This is a genomic window from Hymenobacter seoulensis (genome assembly GCF_054780535.1).
On record NZ_BAAGWD010000001.1, the window covers coordinates 755,083 to 772,019 of the forward strand.

13 protein-coding genes are annotated in these 16,937 nt (G+C 55.4%); 9 read left to right on the forward strand and 4 right to left on the reverse strand.

Going from position 1 to position 16,937, the window contains the following annotated elements:
* Nucleotide 1: 1 nt before the first annotated feature.
* Nucleotides 2-811 (forward strand): ABC transporter ATP-binding protein, encoded by an 810-nt coding sequence (locus ACYVHC_RS03295; RefSeq protein WP_460612240.1) that lies wholly within the window; start codon nt 2-4, stop codon nt 809-811.
* 91 nt (nt 812-902) lie between these two features.
* Here ACYVHC_RS03295 and ACYVHC_RS03300 read toward each other — a convergent pair whose 3' ends face one another.
* From ACYVHC_RS03300 to ACYVHC_RS03315, 4 genes are all read right to left on the reverse strand, one after another.
* Complete coding sequence (locus ACYVHC_RS03300) at nt 903-1,457, reverse strand: YfiT family bacillithiol transferase (protein WP_460612241.1); 555 nt, start codon at nt 1,455-1,457, stop codon at nt 903-905.
* A 155-nt stretch (nt 1,458-1,612) separates the two neighbouring features.
* Entirely contained in the window at nt 1,613-2,236 is a 624-nt protein-coding gene (locus ACYVHC_RS03305; protein ID WP_460612242.1) for a bifunctional nuclease family protein, read from the reverse strand.
* Between the two features lie 199 nt (nt 2,237-2,435).
* Nucleotides 2,436-3,413, reverse strand: coding sequence for an electron transfer flavoprotein subunit alpha/FixB family protein (locus tag ACYVHC_RS03310; protein WP_460612243.1), 978 nt, complete (start codon nt 3,411-3,413; stop codon nt 2,436-2,438).
* A gap of 87 nt (nt 3,414-3,500) precedes the next feature.
* Entirely contained in the window at nt 3,501-4,241 is a 741-nt protein-coding gene (locus ACYVHC_RS03315; protein ID WP_460612244.1) for an electron transfer flavoprotein subunit beta/FixA family protein, read from the reverse strand.
* A 75-nt stretch (nt 4,242-4,316) separates the two neighbouring features.
* On the opposite strand from ACYVHC_RS03315, the gene ACYVHC_RS03320 reads away from it, so the two are divergent.
* From ACYVHC_RS03320 to ACYVHC_RS03355, 8 genes are all read left to right on the forward strand, one after another.
* Nucleotides 4,317-4,658 (forward strand): tetratricopeptide repeat protein, encoded by a 342-nt coding sequence (locus tag ACYVHC_RS03320; RefSeq protein WP_460612245.1) that lies wholly within the window; start codon nt 4,317-4,319, stop codon nt 4,656-4,658.
* Nucleotides 4,659-4,728: 70 nt separating this feature from the next.
* Nucleotides 4,729-5,406 (forward strand): response regulator transcription factor, encoded by a 678-nt coding sequence (locus ACYVHC_RS03325; RefSeq protein WP_460612246.1) that lies wholly within the window; start codon nt 4,729-4,731, stop codon nt 5,404-5,406.
* 47 nt (nt 5,407-5,453) lie between these two features.
* The gene (locus ACYVHC_RS03330; RefSeq protein ID WP_460612247.1) at nt 5,454-6,806 is read left to right on the forward strand and encodes a sensor histidine kinase; all 1,353 of its coding nucleotides are present in this window, start codon (nt 5,454-5,456) and stop codon (nt 6,804-6,806) included.
* 416 nt (nt 6,807-7,222) lie between these two features.
* A complete protein-coding gene (locus tag ACYVHC_RS03335) occupies nt 7,223-8,509 on the forward strand; it encodes a TolC family protein (RefSeq protein ID WP_460612248.1) in 1,287 nt (428 codons plus the stop codon).
* Nucleotides 8,510-8,595: 86 nt separating this feature from the next.
* Entirely contained in the window at nt 8,596-9,690 is a 1,095-nt protein-coding gene (locus ACYVHC_RS03340; protein ID WP_460612249.1) for an efflux RND transporter periplasmic adaptor subunit, read from the forward strand.
* 144 nt (nt 9,691-9,834) lie between these two features.
* On the forward strand, nt 9,835-12,990 hold the full coding sequence (locus tag ACYVHC_RS03345) for an efflux RND transporter permease subunit (protein WP_460612250.1): 3,156 nt from the start codon (nt 9,835-9,837) through the stop codon (nt 12,988-12,990).
* A 344-nt stretch (nt 12,991-13,334) separates the two neighbouring features.
* Nucleotides 13,335-14,228, forward strand: coding sequence for a DUF5996 family protein (locus ACYVHC_RS03350; RefSeq protein WP_460612251.1), 894 nt, complete (start codon nt 13,335-13,337; stop codon nt 14,226-14,228).
* A 140-nt stretch (nt 14,229-14,368) separates the two neighbouring features.
* On the forward strand, nt 14,369-16,840 hold the full coding sequence (locus ACYVHC_RS03355; RefSeq protein ID WP_460612252.1) for a M1 family metallopeptidase: 2,472 nt from the start codon (nt 14,369-14,371) through the stop codon (nt 16,838-16,840).
* The last annotated feature ends 97 nt before the right edge of the window (nt 16,841-16,937 follow it).

Sequence of the window (16,937 nt, forward strand, 5' to 3'; positions counted from 1 at the left end):
AATGATTGAAGTTCATAACGTTCAGAAAGCTTTCGACGGCAACCAGGTGCTAAAGGGCATTACGTGCACCTTCGAAACTGGCAAATGCAACTTGCTGCTCGGCGGCTCGGGTACGGGTAAATCAGTGCTGCTGCAGTGCATTGTGGGCCTGATGAAGCCTGACCTGGGCAGTATCACGTTCGATGGTACGGCCTTCACCAACAACAAAGTGAACATTCGGCAGGATATCCGTCGAAAAATCGGGATGCTGTTTCAGGGCTCAGCGCTGTTCGACTCGATGACGGTGTATGAGAATGTGGAGTTTCCGCTCAAGATGCTCACGCCCGACATGAGCCGCGAAGAGCGCCGCGACCGGGTAGAATTTTGCCTGAAGCGCGTGGGCCTGGAAAATGCAGGTACCAAAATGCCTTCTGAAATTTCGGGCGGTATGAAAAAACGGGTGGGCATTGCTCGCGCTATTGCGCCCAACTGTACCTACCTGTTCTGCGATGAACCCAACTCCGGCCTCGACCCGCTCACCAGCATCAAGATTGACGAGCTGATTCACGAAATCACCCACGAGTACGGCATCACGACGGTGGTAGTAACCCACGACATGAACTCCGTCATCGAAATTGGCGACCATATCATCTTCCTCTACAAAGGCCAAAAACTCTGGGACGGCAATAAGGACGAAATTCTGAATGCCCAGGTGCCCGAACTCAAGGAGTTTATCTTCAGCAGCAGCCTAGTGCGCGCCGCCAAAAAGGTCGACGACGAAACGGAAGGTGGCTTGGCTGCCGCTACCACCGATGAAGCCATTAATATTTAGGCTTCTTCCAGCAACAGCCCTAGTAAAAAGGCCCGTACTCAGCTTGAGTACGGGCCTTTTTACTAGGGCTGTGTTGAGGTCGAACTGTGCTTTACCACTGCTCACGACGCCGAAGCTCCGTGATGTGCGCCAAGTGGTGCCGGCCGTGCCAGGCGTATAATACTAGGGCTTGATCAAGGGTGAACTTGCGCTGCGTGCCAGGATGATAGAACGTGCGCGCCCATTGTGCATCGGTTAGGTTGCGCAGCAGCTTCACCCACCGGATGTGCAGCGCCTCCAAGAGCGCCAACGATACGGCCACTGGCGTTGCCTCGGTATCAAGTAGCTCGGCCCACGCCTGCTCCTCGTAGGGCCGCACGGTGGGGTTATCCTCGGTAAGAGCCAGCTTAAAGCGGATGTAGCTGTTCATATGCGAATCAGGCAGGTGATGCAGTACCTGCCTTACTGACCAACCGCCCGGCCGATACGGCGTGTCCAGCTGGGCGGGCGTCAGGCCGGCCACGGTGGCGCGCACTTGGTCAGGTAGCGTGGCTATCTGGGCCATATAGGCGGTGCGGGTACCGCGGTCAAGGGGTTCGTCGGGCAGTACGGCCTGGCCAATGGGGTAGCGCAGGTTCAGGTCAGCGGCGGGGGTAGTAGAATCCATGTGCAGCAAATACAAACGGGAGGTTGAGCCAGCAAGGTACGGACAACCGCATAAGTAGCTTGGGTAATAGCTGAGCCACCGAAAAAGCAGAACGACTTTCTGCCAGCTGGCAGAAAGTCGTTCTGTACATCACTAGGCAAGCACTAACCGCAAAGCTAGTCGTTGCGCTTGTTGAGTTCGTCGCGGATTTTGGCGGCCTTCTCGTAGTCTTCACGCTCCAGGGCCTGGGCCAGCATTTTGGTCAGCTCATCCAACGAAACTTGGCCGCTAGGGTCGCGGGGCTCCGAAGGCTTCGGCGAGGGCTGGTCGTTGTCCTCGTCTTCGTCCTCGTCGGTGTCGTCATCGTCCTCATCGGCATTCTCATCGAGGTCCGACAGGATGATGCCGGCTTCACTCAGCACGCTTTCTACCGTGAAAATTGGCACTCCGAAACGCAGGCCAATGGCAATAGCATCAGAAGGGCGCGAGTCAAGCTCAAAGGTGCTGGCTCCGTCGGAGCACACAATTTTGGAATAGAACACACCTTCCTTCAGGTCCGAAATCAGTACTTCCAGCACGGCTACGTGCACCTGCTCAGCAAAAGACTTGAACAGGTCGTGGGTCAGCGGCCGGTTCGGATTAATCTTCTCTATCTGGATGGCGATACTCTGCGCCTCAAACATACCGATGATGATCGGTAGGCGTCGGTTGCCGGTCTTTTCACCCAGAATAAGGGCAAATGAGCCCGACTGCGACTGGCTGGACGACAGGCCCAGAATTTCGAGCGGTATCTTTTTCAAAGGAAATGAGGGGCTTAGAAACGTAGGTACTGGAAACCAGACCAGATAAATGGGCTAGCGCAAGAATAGATTCTGGATGCAAAAGAAACTAAACCCGGCGTATCAACCTGCATACGGCTAAAAAAGACTTAGGGTCTCAGGATATTTGGCTTCGCTTGGTGGCGGTTCCTTATTCCTGAGACCCTAGTACTTAATGGCTCTAGCTTAACTCTTTTACTGCCTGCGTGAGCTTGGGCAGCACATCGAACACATCGCCTACAATGCCATAATCAGCGGCTTTGAAGAACGGGGCCTCGGGGTCTTTGTTGATGACCACAATTACCTTCGAGGAGTTTACGCCGGCCAGGTGCTGAATAGCGCCCGAAATACCGCAGGCAATGTACAGGTTCGGAGAAACGGTGATGCCCGTCTGGCCTACGTGCTCGTGGTGAGGGCGCCAGTCTACGTCTGATACAGGCTTGGAGCAAGCTGTTGCCGCACCCAGTGCTTTGGCCAGCTCCTCAATCAGGTGCCAGTTCTCGGGGCCTTTCATACCGCGGCCGCCTGATACTACCTTGTCGGCTTCGGGCAACAGAATGCCACCGGCCTGGTCCTGCATAATTACCTGCTTGGGAGCATCGGTAAAGTCGGCATCCGTTAGCTGAGCAGAGAATGACTCTACTTGCGCAGTTTTGCCAGCTTCGTGCAGCGCCTCAATCGAGTTTTTCTTTACGGCAATGATTTTCCGCTCGCCGTCGAGTTTCACGTCGGCAAAGGCTTTGCCCGAGAAGGCGCCGCGCTTTACCGTGAAGCTGCCGCCGTCCATTTTGGGTAGCTCAACCACGTTGGTAGCCAGGCTAGCCTGCAACCGGATAGAAAGGCGCGAGCCAACGGCTGCCCCAATGTTGGAGTTAGCCAGCACCAGCACCTTAGCATCTTCTTTCTGCGCGGCGGCAGCGATGAGCTTGGTATAGGCTCCGTTTACAAAATCCTTGAGGCGGGGCTCCGCATCGTATAGCACTTTCGTGATGCCCTGCTCGCCCAGCTGGGCCAGGTTCGCTTCGGTAACTTCGCCCACTGCTACTGCGGTAGCCGTGGTGCCGAGCAGCTGAGCTACCTGGCTACCGTAAGAAGCTACTTCCAGCGAGGATTTTTTTACCTCGCCGCCATCACATTCAACAACAACTAGAACAGACATTTTCTGAGGAGTTATGAGTAGTGAGTTGGAAGGTATGCTTAGAGCAGGTGCTTTTTAACCGCATACCTTCCAGCTCATTCTGTTTAATTAGATAACTTTTGCTTCGTTGCGGAGCAGACGGATCAGGTCGCCGGCGCTTTCCGCAGGGATGAGCTTTACACCCTGCTTCTGGGCGGGCAGCGCGTAAGCGGCTACTTCTGTGCGGGCAGCGTCGCCGGTAGGCTCTACTACTTTCAGCGGCTTGGTACGGGCCGTCATGATGCCGCGCATGTTCGGGATGCGGGGCTCGCACATAGGCTGCTGGCAACTCGCCACGAAGGGCGTATTCACTTCCACGATTTCCTTACCACCTTCGATTTCACGCTCGAGCGTTGCGGTGTTGCCGCTCATGTCCAGCTTCATGGCGGGCGCCACCGTCGGGATGCCGAGCAGCTCGCCTACCATGCCATGCACCTGGAAGCCATTGTAGTCAATGCTTTCCTTACCCATCAGAATCACGTCGTAGCCACCATCTTTAGCTATGGCAGCAATCTGCTGGGCCACAAAGAAGGCATCTTTGGGGTGAGCATTCACACGGATGGCATCATCGGCGCCAATGGCCAGGGCCTTCCGGATGTTCGGCTCGGTGTCAGCCTCGCCAACGTTGAGCACAGTGACGGTGCCGCTACCCTGCGACTCCTTTAATTCAATGGCGCGAGTGAGTGCATACTCATCCCAAGGATTGATTACAAATTGCACCCCAGCCTTATTAAATTGCTGGTTATCAGGTGTGAACGTAATCTTTGTGGTCGTGTCAGGCACGTTGCTGATGCAAACGAGAAACTTCATCTACGGCTACTTATATGAGGAGAAGACAGGGAAAGTCCCAAATTTGGGGGCAAAGATACTCAAAACTACTGCCCCATGGAAACTACGCCCAGCCGCTTACAGCAACTCTTAGCCTTCTACCAAGACGACCCCACTGACCCGTTTACGATTTACGCGCTGGCCACGGAATACCGCACTACGGAGCCTCTACGGGCTATGGAGTATTACCAAAAGCTACTGGACGAGCATCCGGAGTACGTGGGTACGTATTACCACGCCGGCAAGATGCTGCAGCACTTAGAAAAGCCCGAGGAAGCCGAAAAGGTTTACCGAAAAGGCCTGAGTGTGGCCCGAGAAGCTGGCCAGATGCACGCCGCCAGCGAAATTCAACAGGCCCTCAATCAACTATTGGGGCTGGATTATGAAGACGAAGACTAACTGACGGGACCACATCGGCCCTAGGGACTTAGCAGGCCGCAACCTACTTTCGAGCGACTCACGTGCCACTATGAAGATTTTACTTGTTGAGGATGAGCCCAAAGTATCGGCCTTCATTCGGCGCGGATTGGAAGAAGAAGGGTTTGAGCTGGAGGTAGCCTATGATGGCCGTTTTGGTCGTCAGTTAGCCCTCACCCACTCCTACGACCTAGTGATTCTAGATGTCATTCTGCCTTATTTCAGTGGGCTGGAGGTGTTGCAAGCCTTACGGGAGCATGACCAGCAAACGCCGGTGCTACTGCTCACGGCCCTGGGCACCACCCAAGATAAATTGCTTGGGTTCGGGGATGGAGCAGATGATTACCTCGTGAAGCCTTTTGATTTTCCGGAGCTAGTGGCCCGCGTGCGGGCGCTAGTTCGCCGGCGGGGGCAACAGGCCAAAGGCTCAGTGCTTTCTTTTCAAGACCTTACGCTTAATACGGCAGCCAAAACCGTAACCCGCGCAGGTCAGACCATCAAGCTTACGGCCCGCGAGTTTGGGTTGCTAGAGCTGCTACTGCGCCACCCCGGCCGGGTGCTAAGCCGGGCCGAGCTGGCCGCCGATGTGTGGGAAGAATCGTTTGATGCGGGCTCGAATGTAGTAGACGTGTACGTGAACTACCTGCGCAACAAGGTTGATAAGGGCTTTGGCCAAAAGCTAATTCATACGGTGGTGGGCATGGGCTATGTATTGCGGAGCGAATCGTAGGTCGAGGCGCACCTTTGCTTGCTTTTCCGACCTAGTAAATTTTCTGCATGACTATTCGTAACCGTCTGACGTGGCTATTCTTGGGGTTGGTGGCTGTCATTCTGCTGGCGGCCATGACCTTCACCTACATCCTACACGCCGACTACACCCGCGACGAATTTCAGCAGCGCCTGCGAGACCGGGCCGAGGTGACGGGCTACGTTTTTCTGGAAGAGGACGAGCTGCGGACCGAAGCCTTCCGGGCGTTTCAGAAGCGTTACCTCCGCACCCTTACCGACGAGATACTCCAGATCTATGACGCCAAGCTGCAGCCTCGCTTCATTGAGCAACATCAGGATGTTCGGGTTCCTGACAAGATTTTAGCCCAGATTCTGCTAGAGAAGGAGGTGTACTTTGATTTGGGTCCTCGCCATGCGGTGGGCATATTTTACAATGACAACCAGGGTAAGTTTATTATTGTAGCAGCGGCCCAGAATATTTCCGGTAAGGCCCGGCTGCAGCATCTGGTTATGGTGTTGGCCGGCATTTTTTCGGCCAGCTTGGTGGTCATTTATGTAGCCGGACGCTTGTTTGCGGGCAAAGTCTTAGCCCCTATTGCGGCCGTAAATGACCAAGTAGACCGAATTACAACCCAAGATTTGCACCTGCGGGTAAGCGAACAAGGGAACTCAAAAGATGAAATAGCCCGCCTGGCCCACACCTTCAACCGCATGCTGGAGCGCCTCGAAGATGGGTTTGAGGTGCAGCGCACCTTTGTCAGCAACGCCTCGCATGAGCTTCGGACCCCGCTTACGGCTAGTATCGGCGAGCTGCAGGTACTACTGAACCGCAACCGCACGCCAGCAGATTACCAGCAGGGAATTAGCTCCGTGCTGCTTGAGTTGCAGGAGATGAAGCTGCTTATCAACAACCTACTCGACCTAACCCAGACAACTAGCGGCGCTACCGATATCATCCGGCTTGATGAGTTGGTGTGGGAAGCTCGGGAAGCTATAGCGCCCGAGCAGCGCCTTCGAGTTCAGGTAGTATTAGGTAGCCTTCCGGAACAGGCTGAACAGCTTGAGGTGCGTGGCAACCGTCAGCTTCTTTGCCGGGCACTTACCAACTTGCTTGATAATGCCCTGAAATATTCCCCCGACAAGGAGCCGGTAGAAATACGCCTCGACTATACGCCTGGGAAACGCCGCATCCGGATTCAGGACCACGGCATTGGTATTAGCCCCAAGGACCTGCCGTACATTTATCAGCCGTTTTTCCGGGCCGATAACGCCCGCAACTTGGTAGGGCACGGAGTTGGGTTACCCCTAGCCCGTCGCATTGTGCAGCTGCACGGCGGCGAGTTGGTTATCGCCTCCGGCCTGCACGAAGGCACTTTAGCTGAAGTTACGTTCGGCGACTAGGTTCCGTAGCAGCTCAAACCCTCTGGCGCACGAACAGGTAGCCACTTCCCTGGCGAGCCCAGGCCTGTAGTTTGAGCAAGCTACCCCGTACTTCTGTAGTTCTAATCTGGCTCTAATACCGCTGGCGTAGACTTGTGCCGCACCTGGCTTTTCCGGTGCGTTGCCTACTATAGCTACGCCATGAGCAATTCGTGTTTCCGTCACATCTTATTCCCACTACCTACCCTGAGAGCCGAAACCAGCCCGGGCGCTTTCTCAGACACAAGGAAGAAGTCTGATCCACTGAAACAGGCCAATTACACGCCCCGAACCGCGTTTTTGGAAAAGTTTTTCGGTTCTAATCCGTTTCTAATCTACCTCTAATTCTGCCCTAATACGGGGCCCGTACTCTTGCATATCCAAACCGAATACCGGATATGCAACGCTCCTCTTTTCTGCTGATAGTAGCTTTACTGTTCAGCTTTTGCTCTCGTTCTGCCTTCAGCGCCCCGCTCAGCAATGATACCCTCCGCCTGACTCTGGCCAGCGCAGAACAGCGCTTTGTGCAGAACAACCTCAGCTTGCTGGCCCAGCGCTACAACGTATCGGCGGCGGAAGCCCAAATTTTGCAGGCCCGCCTCTGGGACAACCCCACTTTTTCGATAGAGCAGAACGCGTATAACCAGTTCACCGGCAAAACGCTGGACGTATCGCGCACTGGTAACACCATTGTGCAGGTGCAGCAGCTTTTCTCAATTGCAGGCCGCCGCAAGGCCGCCACTAGCGTGGCGCAGCAGAACACTTTAGTCGAGCAGTTTACTCTGGAAGACTTGCTCCGCACCCTGCGCTTCCAGCTCCGGGGCACCTTCTACGACCTGTACTATAAGCAGCAAAGCGTAAGCGTGTACAATCAGGAAGTGGCTAGCTTCCAACGCACCGTCAGCCTCTACGAGGGCCAGTATTCGAAAGGCAATGTGGCCCTAAAGGAAGTGATTCGCTTACGGGCGTTTCTGTTTCAGCTGCGCAATGAACGCCAGATGTTGCTCAATGAAATTGCCAGTCAGCAAGCCGACTTGCGCATTCTGCTGCGCGACACCACGGGAGCCTATTACTACCCCCTAGCCGATGCCAAACGCCTGCTGGCCCTTTCGCTGGCCGGGCGTACGGAAATCCAACTCATTGACTCGGCCCAAGTTACTCGCGCCGACGTGAAGGCGCGGCAGGCAGCCGTGCAACAACAAACTCAGAACCTACGCCTACAACGCGCCCTAGCAACCCCTGACTTGGCCGTGGGATACGTCTACGACCGGGCCGGCAACTATATCCAGAACTACAATGCGATAACGCTGGGTATTGCGGTGCCTATTTTCAACCGCAACCAAGGCAACATCCGCACGGCGCAACACCAAATTGAGCTCAGCAAGGCCCAGCTTACCCAACAGCAGCTGATGGTACAGAACGAGGTGCAGGAAGCCTGGCGCCAAGCCCGCCAAACCGACCAACTGTACCAAAGCGCCGACGGCCACACAACGGACTTCGACCGCCTCATGAAGGGCATTGATGAAAGCTACGCCAAGCGCAACCTGAGCCTTGTCGAGTATCTGGATTTCTACGAGAGCTACAAGAACAACTTGGTGCAACTCAACAACCTCCGGGCCAGCCGGCTGCGAGCCTTCGAGCAGCTAAACCTGGCCATCGGCCGCCCGGTGTTTCGCGCCGAGTAAGACTTGCCCTTTATCCAGCTTTACCCCTCGCTCACACGCGTCGACTAGCCCCATTTTTCTCTAGAACCCTCATGCTGTTACCTCATATGAACCGCCGCCTTCTCCCCTACCTGCCCGTTGCTTTTGCCCTTGCCCTAGCGGGCTGCTCTGAGCCAGAAACCGATGCCAGCCCTAAAGCTGAAGCAAGCTTTATTCTTTCTGATCAGATGCTGCGGGAGTTGCAGCTAGATACCGTGCGGGTACAGCCCGTGCGCAACGAGTTGGTGCTCTCAGGCCAGATTGCTACTGATGGCGACCGAACCGTGAAAGTGTACCCGTTGGTAGGAGGCGTGGTGGAGCAACTCAGCGTAGAGCTCGGCGACCACGTCACGAAAGGCCAAATCCTGGCCGTTATTAAAAGCGGAGAAATTGCCGACCTGCAGAACCAGAACAGCAGCGCAGGCACCGACCTCGACATTGCCCGCAAAAACCTGCAGGTGCTAGAAGATCAGTTTCAAGCGGGCCTAGCCTCAGAGCGCGATGTTACCCTGGCCCGCCAGGAGCTGCGCAAAGCCCAGGGCAACGCGGGCAAAAGCCGCAAACAGCTCAGCATATATGGCGTTTCATCTGATGGCACCTACACGTTGCGGGCGCCCATCTCGGGTTTTATCACCGAGAAGAACGTCTCGGACCACATGCAGTTTAACGCCGATAATGTGGGCAACCTGTTCACCGTCAGCAACCTCGACGACATCTGGATTATGGCCAACGTGTTCGAGTCGGATATTGCCAAGGTGAAGACCGGCTATAGTGCCGACGTCACAACCCTGGCTTACCCCGACAAGCATTTCACCGGCCGCATTGATAAGGTATTTAACGTGCTGGACCCCGAAAGCAAGGTGATGCGCGTGCGGGTGCGCCTGCCAAACCCGGGCTACCTACTAAAACCCGAGATGTACGCCCAAATTAAGGTGTACAACATCGAAAACGAAAAGATGCTAGCCGTACCGGCCCAGTCGGTCATTTTCGACAAAGACCGCCATTTTATTATGGTGTACAAAGACCGTCGCCATGTGGAAACCCGCGAGGTAAAAGTGGCTAAAACCGTAGGTGATGTAAGTTATGTGGCCTCCGGCGTGCGAGAAGGCGACGCCATTATTGCCAAAAATCAGCTGCTGCTATACCAGCAATTCAACGACTAATTCTTTAGAGAGCAGGAGCCAACAGGTTGGTGCATAGAAGTCGCCCTAGGCAGGGCTGACAGCCAAACCCTTGCCTTTTCGCCACCAAATTTTCGGCGCAGGCTCCATCCGCTTATCCGATTACTAGCGCTTTACCCCCTAGTCATGAACAAGTTCATCGAAGGTATCATAGCCTTTTCGCTTAAAAATCGAGGGTTCGTCTTTCTGATGACCCTAGTGACGGTGGTGGCCGGCGTTATCAGCTACCGCAACACGCCCATTGAGGCGTTTCCGGACGTCACGAACACGGAAATCACCATTATCACGCAGTGGCCCGGGCGCTCCGCCGAGGAAATCGAGAAGTTCGTGACGGCCCCCATTGAAATCGGGCTCAACCCAGTCCAGAAGAAATCGAGCGTACGCTCTACCTCACTTTTCGGCCTATCGGTGGTGAAGGTGATTTTTGAGGATGGCGTGGAGGATTTCTTTGCTCGGCAGCAGGTTAACAACTTACTAGCTGGCGTAGATCTGCCCGATAACATCGACCCGGAGGTGCAGCCGCCGTACGGCCCAACCGGCGAGATTTATCGGTACACGCTGGAAAGCAAAACCAAATCGGTGCGCGAGCTGAAGACCATTCAGGACTGGGTAATTGAGCGTAACCTGAAATCGGTGCCGGGCGTGGCCGACGTGAACAGCTTTGGGGGCGAGGTGAAAAGCTACGAAATCAGCGTCGACCCGAGCAAGCTGCATACCTACGCTATTACGCCTCTGGATGTGTACGAGGCCATTCAGCGCTCCAACATCAATGTATGCGGCGACGTGATTAACCAAGGCCAGCAGAACTACGTGGTGCGCGGCATTGGGCTGCTCAACAACATTTCCGATATCAACAACACCGTCATCAGAAACGTGAATGGGGCCCCTATTCTGATTAAAAATGTGGCCGTAGTGCGAGAGTCAGCGTTACCGCGCTTGGGTAAAGTGGGCCGCGGGCTGAATGACGACATGGTGGAAGGCATTGTGGTGATGCGCAAGGGCGAAAACCCCTCGGAAGTTATTGCCAGCCTCCAGACGAAGGTGCGTGAGCTGAACGAGAAGATTTTGCCCCGCGACGTGCAGATCGAAACCTTCTACGACCGGCAGCAACTCATCGACTTCTCCACGGAAACGGTGATTCATAACCTGCTCGAAGGCATTGTGCTCGTGACGGTGATTGTGTTTCTGTTCATGGCCGACTGGCGCACCACTGTTATTGTATCGGTTATTATTCCGCTGGCGCTGCTGTTTGCCTTCATCTGCCTGCGCCTGAAGGGCATGAGCGCCAACCTACTGAGCATGGGCGCCATTGACTTTGGTATCATCATCGATGGGGCCGTGGTGATGGTGGAAGGGTTGTTTGTTGCCCTCGACCACAAGGCGCACCGGGTGGGCATGCAGCGGTTTAACCACCTAGCAAAGCTTGGCCTGATCAAGAAAACCGGCCGCGACATGGGAAAGGCTATCTTCTTCTCGAAGGCCATCATCATCACGGCCCTGCTGCCAATTTTTGCCTTTGAGAAGGTGGAAGGCAAGATGTTTTCGCCCCTGGCCTGGACGCTGGGTTTCGCCTTGCTCGGGGCACTTATCTTCACCCTGACCCTAGTACCGGTGCTCACGAGCATTCTGCTGAACAAGGATGTGCGGGAAAAGGACAACTTTTTCGTGCGGGGCATTAACCGCGGAGCCCAAGGCTTCTTTCGGGTCACATACGGGCACAAAGCCGTAAGCCTGCTGCTGGCCACGGTGGCAGTTGTGGTGGGGCTGGGCGCGTTCAAGTTTCTGGGTTCCGAGTTCTTGCCGGAGCTGAACGAGGGCTCCATTTACGTGCGGGCACAGCTGCCGCTCAGCATTGGGCTCAATGAGTCAAACAAGCTTTGCAACGAGATGCGCCGGGTGTTCCTTTCCTACCCCGAGGTTTCAGACGTGGTTAGCCAAACGGGACGCCCCAATGATGGCACCGACCCCACGGGCTTCTACAATAATGAGTTTCTGGTGCAGATAAAGCACACGAAGGAAGTACAGAATAAGATGAAGCACGCGGCGTACCGCGAGAAGCTCATTGACAATATGAAAAGCCAGTTAGCGCGCTTTCCGGGGGTAGTATTCAACTTTTCGCAACCCATTATGGATAACGTGGAGGAGGCTGCTTCGGGGGTAAAAGGCTCCATTGCTGTCAAGATTTATGGCACCGATCTGGAGGTGATGGAAGGCAAGGCCCGGGAAGTGTACAACGTACTGAAGGACATACCCGGTATCGACGACCTTGGGCTGCTGCGCAACGTGGGCCAGCCTGAGTTGCACGTGGAACTAGATGAGCAGCTAATGGCCAGCTACGGGATAAGCAAAACCGACGCCAACGCGGTGCTGGAAATGGCCGTGGGCGGCAAGCAAGCCACGCAGCTCTACGAGGGCGAGCGGAAGTTTCCGGTGCGGGTGCGGTACGAGGAACAGTTTCGCCAAACCCCAGCCGAAATCAGCCGCCTGATGGTGCCCACCTTGGCTGGCAAAATGATTCCGATTGCGGAAATCTCACACATTCTGCCCGTAAATGGCCCCTCGCTGATTTACCGCGACGACAACAAGCGCTTTGCCGCCGTCAAGTTCAGCATTCGGGGCCGAGACATGGGCTCGACCATTGAGGAAGCACAAAAGAAGGTAGACGAGGTGGTGAGCTTGCCCAAAGCGTACTCAATGAAGTGGACCGGCGACTTTGAAAACCAGCGCCGCGCCACTCAGCGCCTCATGCAGGTAGTGCCCATATCTCTGGGCCTGATTTTCTTTATTCTGTTCATTCTTTTCAGCAACCTCAAAGATGCTGGGCTGGTGTTGTTGAACGTGCCATTTGCCATTATTGGCGGAATAGCCTCACTCCTGCTTACGCATACCAACTTCTCCATATCGGCAGGCATTGGGTTCATTGCCCTGTTTGGCATCTGCATTCAGAACGGGGTGATTCTCATCTCGGTCTTTAAGCAGAATCTGCTCCGAAGGATGAGCCTCGACGACAGCATTTTCGACGGCGTGACCACCCGCGTGCGCCCCGTCGTGATGACGGCCCTAATGGCTACTATTGGCCTGCTGCCGGCTGCCCTGAGCACGGGCATCGGCTCCGAAACCTCAAAGCCGCTTGCCATTGTAGTGATTGGGGGCCTCATCACGGGTACCGTGCTCACGCTCTTTATTTTCCCACTCATCTTCGAGCGCGCCTACCGCGACCGGCACACGGAAACTACCACGCCAGCGGCCCCACAACACCAGCCGCAACTAGTCGGCGCCTAAGTACTGTACTAGGCCGAAACCTAGCACAAAGCCCGGCACAGTGTCGGGCTTTGTGCTAGGTTTCGGCCTAGTGATTGTTTTGCGTAGTTAGTAACCAGCAGCGGGCATTCTACCCGTTTTCCTAGGGTAGCGTGGCAGTCAAACCCTACACCAACTACATCGGGCGATTATACAGTTTCTCGTCTGAGGTAGAGGTACATATCAGTAGTTTTCCTAGGTTAGCAGAACGCTTCAACCTCCCGTGAGCCGGCGACCCATCAAGCACTGCTAGGAGCCCCCAAGCGTTTTCCTAGCACACAGGAGTTGCTTTCGTTTACGTATCTCTGCCAGTTAGCACGATGCATATGCCACCTACTTCCTCTTGGCCTGCGCTGCCTGTTGCCGAATGGGCCGATACGTTGGCTACTCTCCACCTCTGGACGCAAATAGTCGGCAAAGTGCGGCTGGCCTGTACGCCCCTTGTAAATCATTGGTGGAATGTGCCGCTCTACGTTACTGCTCGCGGGCTCACTACCTCGGCAATGCCCTACGAGGAGCGCGCCTTTCAGATTGACTTCGACTTTCTGGACCATCAGCTGCTCATCAAATGCAGCGACGGGGCCGAACGCCAGCTGGCGCTTGAGCCACGCTCCGTGGCCGATTTTTATCGGGAAGTGATGCGCTTGCTGGTGGAATTAGACATTAAGATGACCATTTGGCCTGTGCCCGTAGAGCTGGAGCATCCCATTCCGTTTCTCGAGGACACGCAGCATGCCTCCTACGATGCCGCAGCAGCCCACCGGTTTTGGCGCGTCCTGACCCTAGTAGCTCCCGTGATGGAGGAGTTTCGGGGCCAGTTTATGGGCAAGTGCAGCCCGGTGCATTTTTTCTGGGGCAGCTTCGATTTGGCCGTCACGCGTTTTTCGGGCCGTACGGCTCCGCCCCGCGCCGGCGCCGACAGCATTACCCGCGAAGCCTACTCGCATGAGGTCATCAGCCACGGTTTCTGGCCCGGCGGCAACGGGCAGGAAGCAGCTTTTTATGCCTATGCAGCCCCCGCCCCTACAGAGCTGCCGGCAGCCCACGTGACACCCGCCGCTGCATATTATAGCACGGAGCTAGGTGAGTTTCTGCTCCCTTATGAGGCCGTGCGGCAAAGCCCAGATCCAGCCGCCACGCTAGCACAGTTTCTCAACAGCACGTACAACGCCGCCGCCAACCTCGCGCACTGGGACCGGGGCAGCCTAGAGCGCCAATAGCGCCTTCCTGACGGTTGAGGCCATGAGCAGGGCTAGTGTTTCTAGCGTTTTTCAAAGCTTGACTTCCGGAATCCACGATGGCGAAGAAATCTGTGCTAAAAAGTTTGCAACTAGCAGCCTAATTACACGCTCTTTTATCCATGACGAAAGCTTTCCTATTGAGCCTGGGGTTACTGGGCGCGGCTCCCGCATTTGCTCAAAGCCCGGCGGCCCGCCCCGACTCATCTGCTACACTCCCCTACCGCGAAACTGCCCGCAAAATTAATGCGCTGGTGCATACCAAGCTGGACGTGCGGTTCGACTATGCGAAACGCTACCTCTATGGCAAAGAATGGGTGACGCTACAGCCCCTAGCCTACGCTACCGACTCGCTGCGGCTAGATGCCAAAGGCATGGATATCAAATCGGTGACGATGGTGAACGGGGCCGATACCAAGACCCTGAAGTACGATTACAACCAGGAGCAGCTCAACATCCGGCTAGACAAGCTTTATACGCCGGGCCAGCAATACACCGTGTACATTGAGTACACAGCCAAGCCCAATGAGTTGAAAGCCAAAGGCAGCGCGGCCATTTCCGATGCCAAAGGCCTGTACTTCATCAACCCCGACAGCACCGAAGCCGGCAAGCCCGTGCAGATCTGGACGCAGGGCGAGACAGAAAGCTCGTCGGCCTGGTTCCCGACCATTGACAAGCCCAACCAGAAGACTACGTCGGAAATCAGCATGACCGTGCCCAGCAAGTACGTCACGCTCAGCAATGGCGCGTTGGTAAGCCAGAAACCCGCCGGCGCGGGCCTGCGCACCGACACCTGGAAGATGGAGCTACCCCACGCGCCGTATCTGTTTATGATGGCTGTCGGCGACTTCAAGATTGCCAAAGACACTTGGCGCGGCAAAGAAATTAGCTACTACCTCGAGCCCAAGTACGCGCCTTTCGCCAAGCAGATTTTTGGGCACACCCCCGAAATGCTCGAGTTTTTCTCGCAGCGCTTAGGCGTCGACTATGCCTGGAATAAGTACGCGCAGATTGTGGTGCGCGACTACGTGAGCGGTGCCATGGAAAACACCTCGGCTACCCTGCACGGCGAGTTCCTGCAAAAAGATGCCCGCGAAGCTCTCGACGCGGAATATGCCAACGGCGAATCTGTCATAGCGCACGAATTGTTCCACCAGTGGTTCGGCGACTTGGTTACGGCTGAAAGCTGGAGCAACCTGACTGTAAACGAGTCGTTTGCGGACTTCTCGGAGGCACTTTGGGCGGAACATAAGTATGGCCAAGATGCCGCTGACGCGCATGCCTACCAATACATGCGCAATTACCTGCGCAGCCCCCAAGACGCCCAGAAACACCTCGTGCGCTTCCACTATGCGGACAAGGAAGACATGTTCGACCTCGTGAGCTACCAGAAGGGCGGACAGATTCTGAACATGCTGCGCAACCACCTCGGCGACGACGTGTTCTTCGCGGGCCTCAAGAAATACCTTACAGACAACCGCTTCGGCAACGGCGAAGCGCACCAGTTGCGCCTGGCGCTGGAGGCCGTTTCGGGTCAGGATTTGAACTGGTTTTTCAACCAGTGGTACTTTAATGCCGGCCACCCCGTCGTGACAATTGATTACGCCTGGGATGCCGCCCGCAAAGAGCAATCCGTCACCATCAAGCAAACCCAGCCCGGCAAGCCCTTCCAGCTACCAATGGCAGTGGATGTGTACGTGAACGGCAAGCCCCAGCGCCACATGGTAACGATGCGCCAGGCCACCGAAACCTTCCGTTTCCCGGCCGCTAGCAAACCTACCCTGGTAAATGTAGACGCGGACAAAGTGTTGCTCTGGCAAAAAACTGACAACAAGCCCTTCGAGGACTTTGTGTATCAGTACAAAACTGCCCCACGCTACGTTGACCGCCGGGAAGCCATTGCAGCGGCAGCTGCCAAACCTACTACCGATGCGGCAGCCCGCAACCTGCTGCTGGCTGGCCTCACCGATAACTATTACGGGCTCCGCCTAGCAACCTTATCCAGCCTAAAGCTCGAGGACAAAGCTATGGCCAAGGCCGCTGCTCCGGTATTGCGCCGGCAGCTGGCTCGGGAGAAAAACACCAACAACCAGGCAGCTTTGTTGCTGGCCCTGGCTGAGCTAAAGGACAAGAAAGACCAGAAAGCCTTCACGCAAGCGCTCAACAGCCAATCGTATGCGGTGCAGGGAGCGGCTTTACAGGGCTTAGTGCAGGTGCAGCCCAAGCAGGCGTTGGCTAAAGCCCAGTCACTAGAGAAAGATGCCCAAGGCAGCTTGAGCCGGGCGGTATCCAGCGTGTATGCCCAGCACGGCGATGCCTCTACTTGGACGTATGTGCGCAATCAGTTTGATGCGGCCGGCCCTCAAGGCAAGTTTGAGATGATGGAGAGCCTAGTGAACTTCATGACCCGCCTCAATGATGCTACTGTTTTGAAGGAAGGTGTTACGCGCCTGCAGCAGATGGCTATTCAGTACAAGAAATATGGCGTTGATGAACCAATTCTGGCGATGCTAGAGAAGGTTCAGAAAGACAAGCCCGCCGATCAGAAAGCTACTGTGGAAGCCGCCGTTCAGGCCATTAAGCAAGCGGAGTAGGCCGATTCTACTTCTTGATTTTTTGAAAAAGACCGGATTTTTTCCGGTCTTTTTTTCTTGCCCAATTTCCTGTAAAAACAGTCTGTATGGCCTAATT